The following is a 17,910-nucleotide window of genomic DNA, read 5'->3' as shown; positions in this document are numbered from 1 at the left end:
AGTTACCTTTTTTCAGTAATGTACATTGTAATATCTGCAGTGAAAACAAGCTCATTGCGGGTATTATACAGTTTAACCGGTACTACTAAGTCTTCTTTATCAATCCACTTATGCGGTAAATCAATTTCAGCGACTGCCCTTACATCTGTATCTACTTTAGCCAAATACCTAACTGTCATGCCTTTTGGGATCCAACGATGCGTTTTAACTGGCACTGTCGCATCAACCATTACACCTGCACACAATTCAGCTAAGTTACACTGCGCAATAGCATGAATAGTTCCAATATGATTATGAACGCTGCGACGATTTTTTACCACCGCACTACAATGCCCTTCTCGAAGATCGAGTACGTAAGGTTTCATCGAACCAAAATATGGCGCTTTAAAGCAAACAGCTTTAGTAAAAAGCCAATTCCCAAAAGGTAGGCGCTTAAATTTATGCCATGTTTGTACAAGTGCAGATTTATTACTCATTATTATTTTCCATCAACAGTTACTTTTTTCAAATTAACACATCAGACCAGTTTTAAAAAGTGCATTTACGCTGCCTTTTTAGCTTAATCCAATCAAAAAATAAAAATGACAACCTATGCAGGGGTCATAAGCCCTTTCTTTTTTACGAGTGCCCACCTAAAATACTCGGCAAAAGGAGACTCAATGCAAACACAGCCCGCTAAACCTAATATGACTTTGTTACTTATCCTAGCGTTACTCGTTATATTTTGCCCTATGGCAATCGATATTTACTTACCCGCTTTTCCTACTATTGCAGAACAATTTGCAGTTACAGAACAACAAGTTCAGCAAACCGTTGCTATTTTTATGCTAACAGTAGGTTTAGGCCAATTAATTGCGGGGCCTTTGGCCGATAGGTTTGGCCGAAAGCCAGTGGCTATAGTGGGTATAAGTTTATATGCAGGCTCAGCATTACTTGCCTATTACTCGCCTTCTTTTGAAGTATTGATGATTGCACGTGCCCTTCAAGGTTTTGGAGCCTGTGCCACATTTGTTGTCGCATTTGCGATAGTGCGTGACAAATATGGCAGTGAACGAAGTGGACAAATGATTACCTACCTTAACGGGATTGTGTGCTTTATTCCGGCAATGGCACCTATTTTAGGGGCTTGGCTTACCGTACAATTTGGCTGGCGTATGAACTTTATGTTTTTAACCGCGTTTGCCATTGTAGGGCTTGTTGTTACGCTATTCTTTTTTAGAGAAACTCGTCCTGCTGATAGCCATTATCAGGGGCATATTTTAGATTTACGTCGCTTTACACCTATTATAAAAACACCGGTATTTTTGTTTAATAGCCTAATTTGCATGGTCTCAATGTCGGCAATATTAGTTTATGTGACGCTAGCTCCAGGCTGGCTTATTACGCATTTAGGCGGCACTGTAGCCGACTTTACTTTTTGGTTTACGTTAAATGCCGTAATAAGTATTGTCGCTAGTTTTATTTTACCAACGTACATTAAACGAAATAGCCAACGTGCTTTGCGTGTCGGTGTGAGTGTACTGGTTTTTTCAGGTGTTTTAATGCTAGCCCTTAGCGGTATAGAGACGGCATTTGCGCTTATGTTACCTATTTTAATTGCAGCATTAGGCTTTGCTCTAAGTTTAGGCTCAGCTGCAGGTATGGCTCTGTCGAGTTTTCCTAAACAAGCAGGCACAGCCTCGGCATTACTTGGTGCTATGCAAATGAGTGGCGCGAGTATACTCGTTGTTTTAACCCAATATTTGGGGTTAAGTACACCGTGGTTAATTGCTTTTCATTTATTATTACTAGTTCCGCTTTGGATTATTTTAATGAGCAAAAAAGCACATACTTTACACCCAACTAAAAGCGCTCAATGATCAATCCTGATTTTTTAGCCTCGTTTTTATTAGCCAGCTTTTTAATGGCTGTAGCACCTGGGCCATCAAATGCATTTTTGATGGCACAAACATTTGCTAATGGTCGAAGCGCCGGTATGCAAAGTGCTTTTGGTTTTGCATTAGGTGGGGTTATTCATACTCTATTTGCTGTTGTAGGCCTAAGCGCAGTCCTAAAAGCTTCCCCAAGTGCCTATGCCGCAGTGCAATATGTAGGCGCAGCATATTTATGTTATTTGGGATTTATGATGATTAAAGGCACGCTAAAGCAGCCAGAGCCTATATCTGATGACAAGCAAACCGATAAACCGCATATAAGTACCAGTAAAAAAAGTAATGTCATGTTTCAAGCCATGATGACTGAAGTGCTAAACCCTAAAGTGGCGCTGTTTTTTATTGCATTTATTCCGCAATTTGTAGATCCAACGCTTTCATCTGCTACTTTTCAACTCGCTTTTTTTGGCTTGCTTTACCCTATTTTTGCTTTTCCGATTGACTGCACGTATATTTATTTTGGCGACAAAATTGCACAGTTTTTTAGACGTAACCCAAATAGCCAACTTTGGATTGATAGGATCACCGGCATTGTATTTATAGCCCTTGCTATCAATCTATTATTTTAACTAACCTGCACTTTGGTTAAGAGATTTATTACCCAGAGTTTAAGCTAACTAATAAAAAAGAATCAGCATGGAACAAAAAACACAATCTCTTCCCGCACAAAAAAATATTGCTTTAGTTGCCCACGACGGTAAAAAAGCAGCATTAAAATTATGGTGTGAAAAGCACAAAGAAATACTAAGTAAGCACACTTTATATGGCACAGGTACTACCGGGCATTTAATTCAAAAAACCACGGGACTTGATGTGGTTCAGCTATTAAGTGGTCCTATGGGCGGCGATCAACAACTTGGCGCTAAAATAGCTGAACATGAGATACATGTTTTGATATTTTTTTGGGACCCATTAGCATCACAGCCTCATGACCCTGATGTTAAAGCACTGCTGCGTTTAGCCGCTGTTTGGAATATTCCGGTGGCGTGTAATGAGGTGAGTGCAGATATGTTATTAAGCTCACCACTTATGGATGTAGAGCTTGAACGTACATTGCCAGATTACGAAAAATACCTCGCAACCCGACAAATAGATCTTTAAACCTCAATTGTAATCTAGGTTATTTATAAAGCATGCTGGCCCATTTAGTCAGGCCAGCAGTTACACTACCAAAGTGGTCCCCGTTAACCATTTTTATATTGCCTAAGTGCTCACTTAAAGCCGCTTTAATCAATGGTGATTGTGCACTACCGCCTGTTAAGTAAATAATGTCTGGCGTGGTCGCAGCGTCGCTGATTGCTTGTTTTGCTAAAGTAACTATTTGGCTAATACTACTCTCAACGGCAACAGCTAAATCGCTTACCGATACATTTTTATTCAGCCCACTATCTAAAAAGCTTAAATCACAATCAAACGCACTAGCTGATGAAAGTGCTATTTTAGCCGCTTCACCTTGTTGTACTAACTGATGACCTTGCTTGTTTTGCTGTAAATGTATTAAACGCTTATAAAGCTCAGGCGCACTTACATCACGTAATTGTGCATTTAGCTCTCGGGTATGGCTTTCACTATAAAATTGGCTTTGTAAGTTTACATCGTTAATTTTACACGCTTGCCAAAACGCTTGATTAGGCAAAGGTAGACCTGATTTAAACGTACTGCCTAAACCCAATAACGGCATTAAACCATGAAAGCTCAAAGCAATATCTAAATCGTTTCCGCCAACACGTTTACCACTGTGAGATAAAAAATCGCCATCGCGCTGGCTATTTCCTCTAAAACTCGGACCCATTTGTACAAACGAGCAGTCACTCGTACCACCACCAATATCAATAACGAGTACTTTTTGATCCTGAGTTAAATCACTCTCGTAATCGATACCCGCAGCAAGTGGCTCATATAAAAACTCTACGTCTTTAAAACCAGCGCGTTTAGCAGCGCGTTCTAAAATACCAACGGCTTGCTGATTTGACTGCTCACCACCCACAGCTTGAAAGTTTACTGGGCGACCAATCACTGTTTGTGTAAGTGTTTTACCTAGAGAGAGCTCAGCGCGTTGCTTAATTTTTAAGATCATCGCGGTTGCAATATCTTCAAAAAAGTTAATTTGACCTTGCTTTAAACCTGTTGCGCCAAAAAATGATTTAGGGGACTTAACAAAGTAGCCTTCTTCAGGGAACTGCACGTACTCGCTAATCGCTTCACGACCAATAAATAGGGTTTCATCTGAAGGCTGTAAATCAAGGTCTGACTTAATACGAGGCAAGGTATTTAATAATGCTTGGCGCTGTGCTAAAAAGTCATGCTCATGGGCTGTGCCATGTAAGTGCTTAGCAACAAAGTCAACAACCAAGGCACTGTGATGAGTGTAAAGTGTAGACGGTAAGTAATGTTTTCCTTGCTCTAGCGGTACTAATTGAACATTACCCTCGCTCATTACACCCATAGCACAATTAGAACTACCGTAATCAAAACCTACAAACATACTTCACCATACATTACCAAAAAGGCCGCGCAATTTAGCACACTTTGTAAAAATTATAAATGTTATAAACTATCTCTTACTCGTAAAAAACTAGCAAAACGCGGTAAACCGTTTTTTGTTAATCCATGAAATCGGTACGTTACAGTGCTACCTATCTCAGGCGCCGTGGAGCGCTCTGCATCACTAAACCCAGTACCAATAGAAAACACCTGCCCTTGTGCTGTTTTTACCCTTAATGCCCCTAACATACCTTGGTATTTTCCTTTACCTGGTAAATGTGCAATCACAACCGCTTCTGCATCTAAATAAGGCTTTAGTTTTAGTAATGCATTGCTTCGACCATTGCTGTGCTTAGCACTAGCCAAATGAAGCATTACGCCCTCGCCGCCCTGCTTAGTTATGTTTTCAAAATACTCTGTGAGCTGCTCATTATTAGTAAAGCTATATTGGACTACAACACTAATGTGCGGCGAGTTTAGGCTAGTAATAAGCTCATTATAGTTTTTATAGCGAGTGCTAAAAGGCAGATTTTCATCTGGCATATCAAATACTTTATAAGTAATAGTTTGCCAATCATGATTATTAGGTTTTTTAGTTCTTACTATGCCACTAAGCGCAGAAAAGTGCTCACGCTTGGTCCATAGCTCACCATCAAGCCATACATTTGGCAATGGCGCTGTAAACCAACTCGGCGCATTGATAATATTGCCCTTGCGAGTAACAAACTGCGTGCCGGTCCATATAGCTCTTACGCCATCATATTTTTCACTAACTAAATACTTACTTACATCGTAATGTTTAGTTTCGTTATATACTTTAGCCAGTAAAACAGAGGGTTGTGCTGCACTTATACATTGCGTAAAAAGTACAACAACAATTAAAAGCAGGTGTTTAATAGTAAACATTGGCGCATCCAAGCAAGTAAAAGTTGGCTTAAACTATAGTTGAGATTGCACCCATTGCCAAAACTCATCTAAGTTACTCATTTTATAGGTAGCTTGGCTAAAATCGTGATCTTTAGTATGGCTATTGGCAATGGCTACAACACGTAACAAAGCGTTGTTGGCCGCCGTAACACCGGTAAATGTATCCTCGACAGCAATTGCATTGCCTGCCTGTATATTTATCTGCTTAAGTGCCAGTAAATATGGGTCTCCAGCAGGTTTAGGATTAGTTACATCGTCTTTTGTTACCACCGTCTCAAACAGCTCATAAAATCCTAAACCTTTAAGTATTGGCATAGCTTCACTTTTAGCACTGCCCGTTACTAGCGCCATTTTTAAGTCACTCGCTTTTACAGCTTTCAACGTTTGCTCAGTAAACGGCATCAGTGGTGGTAAATGTGTTATTACATATTCGCCAAATAAACGGTATTTTTCATCCGCTAAAAACTGTGCGCTTACTGATAAGTTATGCTCTTGCTTAATTTCGATTGCAGCTTCTAAAGTGGGTCGTCCTGAAAAGCGCTGACAAAAATCACTTTCTAAATAACTAACACCATAAGGCTTAAGTAGTTTACTCCAACATACAAAGTGCATGCTTTCTGAATCAACTAATGTGCCATCCATATCAAATAATACTGCTTCTAATGTCATCCTCATTCCTTATTTAACCTAAGCCAAATTTTGACAATAAAAAAGGCGCCTTAAGCACCTTTTATTAAATTGTTGTTATTGCGTTAAGCCAGCTGGTGGCTCACCCGTTGCTTCTTCACCCGTATCAACATCAACAAGCTCGTAGCCACGCGTTTTACGCATAACTTTAAGTACAGGCTTTTCAAATGCTGTTTTTAAACGATCTGAGTCATCTTTCAACTCATCAAGTGTTGTACCAAAAGGGGCTGCGCCTGTTTCTGACCAGTTAGTCACTTTACCGTTCAGGTTATATTCTACTTCGTGTATTTGATATTGCGCTGCTTCATCTTTCGTTGCTTCACAAAAAATTACACGGTAATTCCAAAATCCAGCCATTGCTCTTCTCTTTAAATAAACCAATTAGGCGCTACTTTAGCAGCTCTAAAAGGGGTTATACAAATAAAAAAGCCTGCGCAATGCAGGCTTTTAAAATAAATACTTTTAGCTATTAGTTAGAAAAATCTAACTTTAAACTCAGCACCTACATAACGTTCTTCGTTAACAATACCCGTATTGTTATTAAAGTCTACAGCACCAATAACTTGTTGCTCGTCAAATAAGTTACGAACAAAAGCGGCTACTTCGTATTCGTAATCGCCTTCAGACCATGTGTAACCTGTACGCAAACCTGTTTCAATAAGCTCTTTACCTTCAAACTCTACTGATTCGTAAAGGAACATATTGATTTTACTGCGATAAGAAATATCACCGCTAGCGAAGAAGTTACCATCGGCAAGTTCTTTAGTGTAGCGAAGCGTAAAGTTAGAGATCCACTCAGGAGCATGCGGTAAGCTATTACCATCAAGTACAGCAAGACCAGAACCATTAATTGGGTCAGTTACAGTACATTGAGCACAAACAGCGACAGCTAAATCGTTATCTTTAATTTCTGTTTTATTGTAGCTCAAGTTAAACGTTGCATTAAACTCATCGCTTAATACCCACTGCGTATCTAACTCAAAACCATAGCCAGTCGTTTTATCAGCATTAACTAAACGGTTAAAGTTAGCACCACCGCCTACAGCGGTAAGTTGCTGGTCGTCCATTGTGTAATAAAACACAGTCGCGTTAACACGACCTTGGCCATCTAACACGTCTGATTTAATACCCGTTTCGTACGATGTTACAGTTTCTGACTCAGCTGTTGTTACATCATCACCAAACAAAATACGACCTTGTAAACTAGGTGCGCGGAAGCTATTTGCTACACGGCCGTACCAGTTAACATCATCGTTTACTTTATAATTTGCAGATAAGTCCCAGCTAACATGGTCGTCACTAACGTCACGCTCTACTAGTAAAGCACCACCGCCAATTGGGCTAAGTGTACGGTCAGCGACAAAATCTTTATCGTCATCAGAGTAGCGAAGTCCCGCTGTTACTTTTAAATCATCTGAAAAAGTATAATCTACAGAACCAAATACAGCCCAAGCTGTAGTATCTTGCTGTTGACGAACATAGCCATTTAAAGCACCAGCATCGGGGGTTGAGAATGTATCGTAGCTGTAGTTTTCAATTGTTAGTTCTTCATCGAAGTAAAAAACACCTACTTGATAATTTAAATCGCCATCAAAGTTACTAGATAAGCGTAGCTCTTGCGTCAACTGGTCGTGATCTGGAATGCCATCAGCACTTTCTGAAGAGAAAGGGATAAAACCAGGCCCCATGAAATCTGGAATATAAGAAGCACCGTAACCGCCGTCGATGTCAGCGCGAGAATAAATTTCAGCACTTTCCCATGCAGAAATTGAAGTGATTGTGTGATTTTTAAGTTCCCACTCAAGCTTTAAGCTTGCACCTTCAGATTCTACTTGTTGAGTAGAACGAGATGCTGCATCTTGATAAACAACATCACTTTCATAATTATCTACTAGCTCGTTAGTACCCGTTTTAATTACATTTGCACGAAAGGCAATTGGCGAGCCATCTAAATCACGTGTGTGATAGTTTAATAAAGCAGTAAAATCATCGCCTTCATATAAAAACTGAACACGTGCCGCTTTTTCAGTGTAACCACCTTGCTCGTCTTTAGCTTCAAAGCCTGGAGCTTGGTTATCAATGTAATCGTCTTTATCTTGCCATAATAATGAAACACGAGCAGATAAACGGTCAGTTAAAGCACCACCTACAGCACCACTTGTGTCTACAGCGCCACGGCTACCGTATGAAACAGAGCCATAACCATCAAATTCTTGGCTTGGTTTAACAGTATCAAACTTAACAAGGCCAGCCGGCGTGTTACGTCCAAATAAAGTTCCTTGAGGACCACGTAATACTTCTACGCGTTCAACATCAAATACTGGGAAGCCTTTTAAAATTGCATTTTCTTGAACTACTTCATCAACAACAAGTGATACTGGTTGTGATGCATTCAAATCGAAATCGGTATTACCTAAACCACGAACGTAAAAGCGTGGGAATGAACGACCAAATGAAGATTCAATAGATAAACTTGGGATTTTCGCATTTAAAAAACGAATATCCATACCAGCTGAGCTATACGCATCAAGGTTATCACCTTGTAGAGCAGATACTGCTACTGGTACTTCTTGAGCGTTTTCTACACGTTTACGAGCTGTTACTTGAATAACTTCTAGTTGATTACTTTTTTTAGCTGTTTTTTCTTCAGCAGCTAAAGAAGAAAATGAAGTACCTGCTACTGCAGAGAACAACGTTGCATTGATTAGGGTGGCTAACGTAGATCTTTTCATTGCTTTCATGTTGGGTTTAACCTTTTTTGTGCACTCTTGTTCAACGGTTTTTTGTGTTGCGCTACTTATACCTTGAAGGTAAGTTGCGGGCTCGTTCAATTTTTCGCGACTTGCGTCATGCGCGCGGACCTTATTATCGAGAGTACAAAAACGATGCTATAAGGCTGAACGAACGATTAAGATTATATCATTTTGTAATAATTTTACTGCATAAATATTGACATAATTAGAAACTTTTTTGCAACATTTAACTACAAGATTGCGCATTTTTATCACTATTTAGATGCAAAAACCTAATAGTGCGGACATATGTCCTTTGTTGACTTTAATAAACTGGAGTAGGAAGAAGGGATTGTTTTACATGTTAACCTAAAATAGAAACATCTACTTATATATAGATAAAGCCATCCAAAAATGACTTTAAATAGCTTCTGTATTTAGGTTATGAGCGCTTAAACGCAATTTCACCGTCGATATGAATGTCGCGCTGCGGGAAAGCAATCACTACATCATGCTTTTCAAATACAGCGTAAATACTAAAACGAATATCACTGCGCACTTTTCTAAGCATGGTTTCAGACTCGGCGCACACCCAAAAAATAGCGTTAAATACGAGCGAGCTATCGGCAAAGTCATCAAATAACACCGATGACTTTGGATTAGCTAATATTGCTTCATGATCATCAAGCACTTGTTGAATAAGCTTTTTAACCAGTATCACGTCTGAACCGTAGGCAACACCAACGCTTACCGATGAGCGTGCATTGCCATCTATTAGCGTCCAGTTTGTTACTGTATTTTCGAGCAATTGAGAATTAGGAATAAGCATATGTACGCCGTCATTTCGGCGAATACGCGTTGAGCGAGTATTAATTGTTTCTACCACGCCTTTTGCATTGCCTACCTCTAAAAAGTCACCAATACGTATTGGGCGTTCCCACATTAGTATCCAGCCACTAATAAAGTTATTAATAATATTTTGAGCACCAAAGCCTACACCAATGGCTATTGCACCTGAAACAAAAGCAAACGCAGTAAGCGGTATGCTTAATACTTCTAAAGATGTAAAAATTAAAATAGCGATACTTAAAATAAAGTAGATACGTGTAAATAAATGCACGGCATCTTGGCTTAACTTTTTTGCCAATAATGTTTTTGTTATTAGCTTGCCAATACGCGTCACAATAAACCAAATAGCGAAAAGTATTAAAGGCACTTTAATAATTTTTGCTACGGTAATGTGTACATCGCTGTAACTAAATACAACAAAGGCAAGAATTTGGTTTATGTGTTCTAAGGTCATTTATTTTCCAAAACAAGCAAAGGAGCGCTTTAAATTTAAATCGCTATAAAGTGAAAGCGGTTCAGTGTTGGGTAAGTTTAGCAGTCATAATATAACTAAAACGCCAAGTTAATAAGTTCAATATACTTTTTATGAACAATTTATTAACTCTTTATTGCACCGAGTGCTATATAAATAGTGTACAAGCACTGGAGATCACATATGACACAACTTACTTTAAATCAAAGACTCGCTACTTTGCAGCCGCAGGTAGACTTACATTTATTTGAAAGCAGCCTAGATTACCGAAATAAAATTTTGTGCCTTCTTGCAGAACAAGAGCAAACACTGGCATCTATCAACAAAGAGTTTGGCCAACAACAACCTAGCAACTTTGGCTCTGAGAGAAAATTTGTACTTGGATATAACTAAGCAATTATGACTCAACGACTTATTAAATAGCTCAGGTGTTTACTTTTAGAGCTACTTTTACCTCCCTTAAAGCTAAATATTAGCTAATTTGCGTTCAAATCCCCCTTAATACCGATAAACTTTATTGTATAAACGCCAAAATTTGATAAGTTAACTAGGTTTTTCGACTCGCAAAGCCTATTCCGGCTAATCTTTCTATGGAGTTATTATGCGTAAAACCCTGATCGCCACTACTATTGCTAGTGCCTTAATATTATCGGCCTGTTCATCTAACGATACACAAAACATGGCAAAAGAAGGCGCAGCACAAGTGCAAGACATGAACGCAAACAATGTTTTATTTAAGCCAAGCCCATTGCAATATATGGCACCAGAGTTTGATAAATTTGGTACAAAAGACTACGAAGCTGCATTCGATGCAGGTATCGCACAGCACACGGCACAAGTACAAGCCATTGCTAACAACCCTGCTCCAGCAACATTTGAAAACACATTAGTTAAAATGGAATTGTCAGGGGAGCTATTAAATCGCGTATCGGCTGCTTTTTATAACTTATCTGGTTTAATTTCAGATGCTGAATACCAGCGTATTGATGAAAAAATGGCGCCTGTATTATCAGCTCACTCAGATGATATTTACTTAAACGGTGAATTATTTAAGCGCGTACAAACAATTTACGACAATCAAGATAAATTAAACGCAGAAGATAAACGCCTAGTTGATTTTTACTACAAGCAGTTTGTAAAAGCAGGTGCTAAATTAAATGACGCTGAAAAAGCTAAAATGCGTGAAATTAACTCAGAGCTAGCTCAGCTATCTACTGCGTTTTCACAAAACATTTTAAAATCGTTTAAAGAAGACGTTATTGTAGTTACAGATAAAAGTGAATTAGCAGGTCTTTCTGAAGGCGAAATTGCAGGCCTTGCAGCTTCAGCTAAAAAAGCGGGCAAAGACGGCTACATGATCACTTTGGTAAATACAACGCAACAACCAATTTTAAGCAGCCTTGAAAACCGCGACCTACGTGAGCGAATTTTTAAAGCTTCTGCAAACCGTGCAGCAAAAACTAACGGCCCTATTATTATTAAAGAAACCAACCTACGCGCTCAAAAAGCAGAGCTTTTAGGCTACAAAGATTGGGCTTCTTATGTAATGACGTCGCGTATGGCACAAACAACTGATAACGTTTACGGCATCCTTGATGACCTAGCACCAAAAGCAGTTGAAAAAGCAAAGATTGAAGCAGCCGCTATTCAAAAAGTGATTAACGATTCAGGCGAAAGCTTTGAGCTTAAACCATGGGATTGGACTTTTTATGCTGAAAAAGTACGTGCAGAAAAGTACAACTTAGACCCAGCACTTGTTAAACCATACTTTGAAATGCAATCGGTTATTCACGATGGCTTATTCTTTGCAATGAACAAACTGTACGGTATTACGTTTAAAGAACATAAAGACCTGCCTGTTTATCATGAAGATGTAACCGTATACGAAGTATTTAACGCTGATGGCAGCGCTATTGGTTTATTTTACTTAGACCCATATGCACGTGAAGGTAAACGTGGCGGCGCATGGATGAGTGCATACGTTAGCGAAAGCGGCTTAAAAGGCACCAAACCTGTTATTTACAATGCGCAGAACATTCCAAAACCTGCTGCAGGCGAGCCTACGCTAATGACGTTTGACGAAGTGTCTACTATGTTCCATGAATTTGGTCATGCTGCACACGGTTTATTCTCAGACGTAAAATACCCAAGCCTCGCGGGTACTGCAACGGCGCGTGACTTTGTTGAGTTTCCGTCACAAGCAAATGAAGATTGGATGATTGAACCAACCGTTCTTGCTAACTATGCGAAACATTACAAAACAGGTGAGCCAATTCCACAAGCTTTACTTGATAAAGTACTTGAATCGCAAAAATTCAACCAAGGTTACGGCACTACTGAATATTTAGCCGCTGCCCTACTTGATATGGAATGGCATTCATTTGGTTCTGATAAGAAAATTACTGACGTTCAAAAGTTTGAGCAAGACGCATTAGAAAAGCATGGTATTGCTTACTACCCTGTACCACCGCGTTATAAATCAAACTTCTTTAGCCACACATTTGCAGGTGGTTATTCAGCTGGCTACTACGCGTACCTGTGGACTGAAGTATTTGCAGCAGATGCCTTTGCACATATGGAAAACAATGGTGGCTTAACCCGTAAAAATGGTGACAAGTTCCGTAAAGAAATCCTATCTAAAGGTAACAGCCGCGACTTAATGCAAAGCTATATTGAATTTAGAGGTCAAAAACCAACAACCGACGCACTACTTAAGCGCCGTGGTTTAGTTAATTAAGTTTTATACTTATAAGAATGAGAGTATGCACTCTCATTCTTACTTTTAGCTTATGATTAACTCAATATATACCCATAAATATATTCAAGGAATGAAATGAACTTTATTATCTGTTTTAGAGCTGTATCTGTAACATTATTGATATTATTATTAAATGCATGTGGTATGGCTAAAGGTGTCCATGAATTTCGCCCACTGGCTTCAGACGTTGAAAGAGTGAATATTACACCAGATGAAATTGAAGTCTACACGCTAGATAACTTGCCCTCGCGCCCGATTATTGAGCTAGCTAATATTGCAGCTCATGGAAATGGTTACGCCAACAATGAAGTATTAATTAACACATTAAAAGAGGAAGCGTCGAAAGCTGGAGCCGAAATAGTACTAATTACGAATAAAGAAATATCAAAAGATGAGATTCTTGGTACTTACGGTAATGGTGTTATGCTTGCCAATCAAATACAACGACCGCACTTGTATGGTATTGCGGCTATTTACTCAAAAGTAAGATTTGGTATTATTGCGGACAACAACGGTCTTATCAAATATGTTACTTCAAACTCGGCTGCCGATGAAGCAGGTCTTAAAGAAGGTATGAAACTTTTAACTATTAATGGCCGATACTATAATAACACTTCTATATTTCAGCAAGAGATCGCTACTAAAAAACCTAATGACATTATTGAAGTTGAATATATTGATAACAATAATAATAAATTTAAAACTAAAGTAACACTTAAGAAAAGTGAATAATCTTAGCTATGGGATATTTATTTGCAGTAACTTTACTTTGGGCATTTTCATTTAGTTTAATTGGCGTGTATTTAGCCGGCCAAGTTGATGCTTGGTTTAGTGTGTTAATTCGCATAACACTAGCAACTCTCGTATTTTTACCATTTTTAAAGCTTAAACATACTCCTAAACCTTTAGCCTTAAAGCTTATGCTGATTGGCGCTATACAACTTGGTGTTATGTATAGCTTTTACTACCACTCATTTTTATTTTTAACCGTCCCGGAAGTACTACTATTTACAGTAATGACCCCTTTGTACATTACCTTGCTAAATGATGCATTGAACAGACACTTTAACCCACGCTTTTTTATAGTCGCGCTTATTGCTGTAATCGGTGCAATTACCATTCGTTACGAAAACCTAAATAGCAATTTTATAATCGGCTTATTACTCGTTCAAGGCGCGAATATAAGTTTTGCTGTAGGCCAAGTTACCTACAAACGATTAATGAATAGCAATCAGCTTGACGATAAAACCGTATTTGGGTGGTTTTTTATAGGCGCACTTATTATTGCCACAATTTGTTATGCGTTATTTGGTAACTCAAACAAATTACCAACCACTTCCACCCAGTGGGGCATACTGGTTTATTTAGGAGTCGTTGCATCAGGCCTTGGTTACTTTATGTGGAATAAAGGCGCAACACTCGTCAACGTTGGAGCTCTGGCAGTCATGAATAACTTACTAATCCCAGCTGGGATTATTGTTAACGTGCTTATTTGGAATAGAGATGCAGATATAGTTAGGTTAAGTATTGGGGCAGCTATAATGTTAGGTGCATTATTGGTGAATCAAATTATTAATAAAAAGTAAATTAATAAGCTTGTAGCTAAGTTGTCATTAATAATCATTAAGGTAGTAAAAATTTTACTTTTTAAGGATAAACAATGAAGCGTATTACCTTACTTACAAGCTGTATATTGTTAGCCACGCTTACAGGCTGCGATGACGATGTAGAAATAGTAGAAAAAGAAGTCGTTGTTACCAGCACCGAAGTTGAGATTATTGAAGTACCTACGCCTGTTATTGTAGAAGTGCCAAACGGTAACGCTCCAGATATTCAACTAGGCACTCGTCCATATTATTTAGTCAATGATATGAGCGACAGCGCTTTAAAAACACAATTAGAGTCGTGCAAAGAAGGTCCTTTTTATCGTACTGACTTTTCTATTGGTCATCGCGGTGCATCAATGCAATACCCTGAACACACTAAAGAAGCCTACATTGCTGCAGCCAGAATGGGCGCAGGCATTGTTGAATGCGATGTTACATTTACAAACGACAAAGAGCTTGTTTGTCGCCACTCTCAATGCGACTTACACACCACAACTAATATTTTAGCCATTCCTGAACTTGCAGCTAAATGTAGTGTCCCTTTTACATCCGCAGACCCTACTAATGGTATTGCCGCTTCAGCTAAGTGCTGTACCAGTGATATAAGCTTAGCGGAATTTTTAACGCTTGAAGGTAAAATGGATGGTGCAAACATTAATGCAACTACCATTGCTGATTACATGGATGGTACTCCAAATTGGCGCACTGATTTATATGCTACCCAAGGTACATTAATGACCCATAAGCAAAGCATTGCATTATTTAATGAGATGGGGGTAAAAATGACCCCAGAACTTAAATCGCCACAAGTAAGCATGCCATTTGATGGAATGACGCAAGAGCAATATGCGCAAAAAATGCTAGACGAGTACACACAAATGGGCGTGCCAGCCTCAAAAGTTTATCCGCAATCGTTTAACCTTGATGACGTAAAATACTGGATTAACACTAACCCTGACTTTGCAGATAAAAGCGTATACCTAGATGGTCGCGACAGTGAAGCCGGATTCGATACAAGTAACCCACAAACATGGCAACCGGGTATGGATGAGTTAGTGGCTGATGGCGTTAAAATTTTAGCCCCTCCAATTTGGATGATGCTAACAATAGATAACGAAAGCAATATTGTGCCATCACAATACGCAATTGACGCTAAAGCAGCAGGTTTAGAGCTTATTGCATGGAGCCTTGAGCGCTCAGGTCCGCTTAATGAAGGTGGTGGTTATTACTATCAATCAATTGCTGATGTTATAGATAACGATGGCGATATGATGACGGTCGTTGATGTGCTCGCACAAGACGTAGGGGTAATGGCTATATTTTCAGATTGGCCGGCTACCGTAAGTTATTACGCTAGTTGTAATAAAATGCCTGCAAGTATTTAATACCAATCTGCTTATATATGGGGTCTATTTAACGTTAAGAAAATTACGCTAGAACTAGGCAAAAATTTTTTTATCTAGTTGTTCTAAATAAAAAATTTTTAACGACGTTATAGTGAAATTTAATTCGTTAAATTGATCAAAGATTTATGCAGGTTGGTATAAATACTCAACAACAAAAGTCGTTTATTTTATCGCGCTCAGTTACCATATCATTATATATAATTTTATTTAACTGAGCGCTTTTATGATAATCCAACAACATAATGCAGACTTGCCAACACCTACAGGTTTAATGCGAACAACAGTATATCGCCCTCAGGCGCAAGGACAGTTCCCTGCTATTATTTTTTATTCTGAAATATTTCAGCAAACTGCACCTATTGCACGCAGCGCAGCTATTTTAGCAAGCCATGGCTTTGTAGTGTTAGTGCCTGAAGTGTTTCATGAGTTAAATCCTATAGGCACTGTGCTTGCTTATGATGATACAGGTAAAGACAAAGGCAATGCCGATAAGTGGGCAAAGCCACTTGAGCACCACGACAGCGACACACAAACTATGATCGACTTCATTAGATTGCAAAGCTATTGCACAGGCACCGTCGGCGCAATGGGCGTATGTATTGGCGGTCACTTAGCTTATAGAGCAGCGCTTAACCCTGAAATTAAAGCGGCTTTTTGCTTATACGCTACTGATATTCACAGCAACACATTACCTGCAAAACCAGGTAATAACTCATTTGAACGCATGGCTGATATACAAGGCGAAATTCACTTTATATGGGGTAAACAAGACCCGCATGTGCCAAAGGAAGGCCGTACTAGAATATACCAGCAATGTGTAAGCACGGGCATTAATTACCAATGGCAAGAAGTTAATGCCCAACATGCCTTTATGCGTGATGAAGGTGAGCGATACGATGCAGCCCTTGCAATTAATATGTATCAACAAGCGGTGGCATTATTTAGCCGTACTTTATAAGTATTTTATAAATGCTTTAAAAGCGAAATAATTAAACACTTTTCAGCATACCTAAAGCGGTATGCTGTTTTACAAAGTAGGCTTTTAAGTAATCAATAAATAATCGTAGCTTTTTAGAACCCGCAGCTCCTGGCGGAAATACACCATAAAGCTCTATATCTTTACTTTTATAATCATCTAATATTATTTCAAGCAGCCCTGCTTGTACTTTTGGCCACGCATCGTAAAGCGGAATACGCCCAATGCCATGCCCCGCTTCTACAAAGGCAGTACGTGCAGCTGCGTTATTGGTACTTAACCCGCCTTGCATTGTAATATCGTGTTTTTTGCCATCTTTTGAAAGCGTTAAGGTTTTACTTCCTAGCTGATAAACCACCCATTGATGATCTGCCAATTCTAAAGGGGTTTTAGGCTTCCCAAAATGTGTAAAATAATCTGGTGCACCACAAATGCAGGTACTCATTGTTGTAAGCTTGGTTGCTTGCAAGTTCGAATCGCTAAGTGCCACGCCTCTAATTGCAAAATCGAACCCATTTTTAATAATATCAACCACATCGTCAGTAAGCTGTAAATCTATTTCAATTTTAGGGTATTGGCGCTTAAACGTATTTATTGCGGGCACAATTAGCTGCATTCCTACATTTACAGGGCAGCTAATTTTAAGTAAACCTTGTGGCTCACTCTTTATATTTTCTATTTGTTGGTTAGCCGCATTAGCTTGTTCGGTAATTATTCTACAACGTTCATAGTAAGCAATGCCCGCCTCAGTGAGTGCCATGGTACGAGTCGATCGATTTAATAAAGTAACTTCAAGCTGAGTTTCTAACTTTTTTAAATGATAACTTGCTACGGCTCGGGTAAGCCCTAACTGTTTAGCGGCAGCGGTTAAACTGCCTTGCTCTACAATTTGCGCAAATACGACCATGCTCTTTAACTGCTCAAACGACACCTTCATGTGTGCTCCGTAGCGTGTTTTAAATTCAACCCACTTATTGTATCAATTATTAAACCAATAAAGTTAAATTTATCATCGTTGTTTAAAGCTCTGTTAGTGCATATAGTAATTGGTAAGCAAGATAAACTAATTCAAATCATCAGA

Annotated in this window: 17 protein-coding genes; 9 read left to right on the top strand and 8 right to left on the bottom strand. The window is 39.0% G+C overall.

Annotation, left to right across the window (positions count from 1 at the left end; genetic code table 11):
• Nucleotides 1–2: 2 nt before the first annotated feature.
• Nucleotides 3–476, bottom strand: coding sequence for a hotdog fold domain-containing protein (locus GQR39_RS02470; protein WP_002958195.1), 474 nt, complete (start codon nucleotides 474–476; stop codon nucleotides 3–5).
• Between the two features lie 183 nt (nucleotides 477–659).
• Between GQR39_RS02470 and GQR39_RS02465 the strand changes: the two genes are divergently transcribed.
• The 3 genes from GQR39_RS02465 to GQR39_RS02455 all read left to right on the top strand — a co-directional run bounded on the left by GQR39_RS02465 (nucleotide 660) and on the right by GQR39_RS02455 (nucleotide 3,032).
• A complete protein-coding gene (locus GQR39_RS02465) occupies nucleotides 660–1,859 on the top strand; it encodes a multidrug effflux MFS transporter (protein WP_101164158.1) in 1,200 nt (399 codons plus the stop codon).
• Nucleotides 1,856–2,500, top strand: coding sequence for a LysE family translocator (locus GQR39_RS02460; RefSeq protein WP_101164159.1), 645 nt, complete (start codon nucleotides 1,856–1,858; stop codon nucleotides 2,498–2,500). The genes GQR39_RS02465 and GQR39_RS02460 overlap by 4 nt, the downstream gene beginning before the upstream one ends.
• A gap of 67 nt (nucleotides 2,501–2,567) precedes the next feature.
• Nucleotides 2,568–3,032 carry a methylglyoxal synthase gene (locus tag GQR39_RS02455; RefSeq protein WP_002958191.1) on the top strand — a complete coding sequence of 155 codons (465 nt, stop codon included), beginning with the start codon at nucleotides 2,568–2,570 and terminating at the stop codon, nucleotides 3,030–3,032.
• Nucleotides 3,033–3,051: 19 nt separating this feature from the next.
• Here the strand turns inward: GQR39_RS02455 and yegD are convergent, their stop codons facing one another.
• The 6 genes from yegD to GQR39_RS02425 all read right to left on the bottom strand — a co-directional run bounded on the left by yegD (nucleotide 3,052) and on the right by GQR39_RS02425 (nucleotide 10,064).
• Nucleotides 3,052–4,416 (bottom strand): molecular chaperone, encoded by a 1,365-nt coding sequence (gene yegD, locus GQR39_RS02450; RefSeq protein WP_024607177.1) that lies wholly within the window; start codon nucleotides 4,414–4,416, stop codon nucleotides 3,052–3,054.
• A gap of 62 nt (nucleotides 4,417–4,478) precedes the next feature.
• Nucleotides 4,479–5,321 (bottom strand): DNA ligase, encoded by an 843-nt coding sequence (locus GQR39_RS02445; protein ID WP_165734729.1) that lies wholly within the window; start codon nucleotides 5,319–5,321, stop codon nucleotides 4,479–4,481.
• Between the two features lie 33 nt (nucleotides 5,322–5,354).
• Nucleotides 5,355–6,011 (bottom strand): HAD family phosphatase, encoded by a 657-nt coding sequence (locus GQR39_RS02440; RefSeq protein WP_165734728.1) that lies wholly within the window; start codon nucleotides 6,009–6,011, stop codon nucleotides 5,355–5,357.
• A 75-nt stretch (nucleotides 6,012–6,086) separates the two neighbouring features.
• Nucleotides 6,087–6,386 carry a hypothetical protein gene (locus GQR39_RS02435; RefSeq protein ID WP_007581307.1) on the bottom strand — a complete coding sequence of 100 codons (300 nt, stop codon included), beginning with the start codon at nucleotides 6,384–6,386 and terminating at the stop codon, nucleotides 6,087–6,089.
• Between the two features lie 116 nt (nucleotides 6,387–6,502).
• Complete coding sequence (locus GQR39_RS02430) at nucleotides 6,503–8,770, bottom strand: TonB-dependent receptor (protein ID WP_165721312.1); 2,268 nt, start codon at nucleotides 8,768–8,770, stop codon at nucleotides 6,503–6,505.
• 433 nt (nucleotides 8,771–9,203) lie between these two features.
• A complete protein-coding gene (locus tag GQR39_RS02425) occupies nucleotides 9,204–10,064 on the bottom strand; it encodes a mechanosensitive ion channel domain-containing protein (protein ID WP_007581304.1) in 861 nt (286 codons plus the stop codon).
• Nucleotides 10,065–10,265: 201 nt separating this feature from the next.
• On the opposite strand from GQR39_RS02425, the gene GQR39_RS02420 reads away from it, so the two are divergent.
• The 6 genes from GQR39_RS02420 (at nucleotide 10,266) to GQR39_RS02395 (ending at nucleotide 16,811) form a co-directional block, all read left to right on the top strand.
• Nucleotides 10,266–10,475 (top strand): hypothetical protein, encoded by a 210-nt coding sequence (locus tag GQR39_RS02420; protein WP_024590275.1) that lies wholly within the window; start codon nucleotides 10,266–10,268, stop codon nucleotides 10,473–10,475.
• Between the two features lie 208 nt (nucleotides 10,476–10,683).
• Nucleotides 10,684–12,819 carry a M3 family metallopeptidase gene (locus GQR39_RS02415; protein ID WP_165734727.1) on the top strand — a complete coding sequence of 712 codons (2,136 nt, stop codon included), beginning with the start codon at nucleotides 10,684–10,686 and terminating at the stop codon, nucleotides 12,817–12,819.
• 96 nt (nucleotides 12,820–12,915) lie between these two features.
• Nucleotides 12,916–13,572 carry a site-2 protease family protein gene (locus GQR39_RS02410; protein WP_165734726.1) on the top strand — a complete coding sequence of 219 codons (657 nt, stop codon included), beginning with the start codon at nucleotides 12,916–12,918 and terminating at the stop codon, nucleotides 13,570–13,572.
• 8 nt (nucleotides 13,573–13,580) lie between these two features.
• Nucleotides 13,581–14,426, top strand: a complete 846-nt coding sequence (locus GQR39_RS02405; RefSeq protein WP_206007734.1) for a carboxylate/amino acid/amine transporter — start codon at nucleotides 13,581–13,583, stop codon at nucleotides 14,424–14,426.
• Nucleotides 14,427–14,500: 74 nt separating this feature from the next.
• On the top strand, nucleotides 14,501–15,832 hold the full coding sequence (locus GQR39_RS02400; protein ID WP_165734725.1) for a glycerophosphodiester phosphodiesterase family protein: 1,332 nt from the start codon (nucleotides 14,501–14,503) through the stop codon (nucleotides 15,830–15,832).
• A 244-nt stretch (nucleotides 15,833–16,076) separates the two neighbouring features.
• Nucleotides 16,077–16,811: a dienelactone hydrolase family protein gene (locus tag GQR39_RS02395; RefSeq protein WP_165734724.1), complete on the top strand. Its 735-nt coding sequence runs from the start codon at nucleotides 16,077–16,079 to the stop codon at nucleotides 16,809–16,811.
• A gap of 31 nt (nucleotides 16,812–16,842) precedes the next feature.
• Here the strand turns inward: GQR39_RS02395 and GQR39_RS02390 are convergent, their stop codons facing one another.
• On the bottom strand, nucleotides 16,843–17,766 hold the full coding sequence (locus GQR39_RS02390) for a LysR family transcriptional regulator (RefSeq protein WP_165734723.1): 924 nt from the start codon (nucleotides 17,764–17,766) through the stop codon (nucleotides 16,843–16,845).
• Nucleotides 17,767–17,910: the final 144 nt, after the last annotated feature.

The sequence above is a fragment of the Pseudoalteromonas sp. C8 genome (genome assembly GCF_011378685.1).
Lineage (GTDB): Bacteria > Pseudomonadota > Gammaproteobacteria > Enterobacterales > Alteromonadaceae > Pseudoalteromonas > Pseudoalteromonas arctica.
The sequence above is the reverse complement of the archived record's forward strand: the minus strand, read 5'-3'. Positions and strand labels throughout refer to the sequence as shown.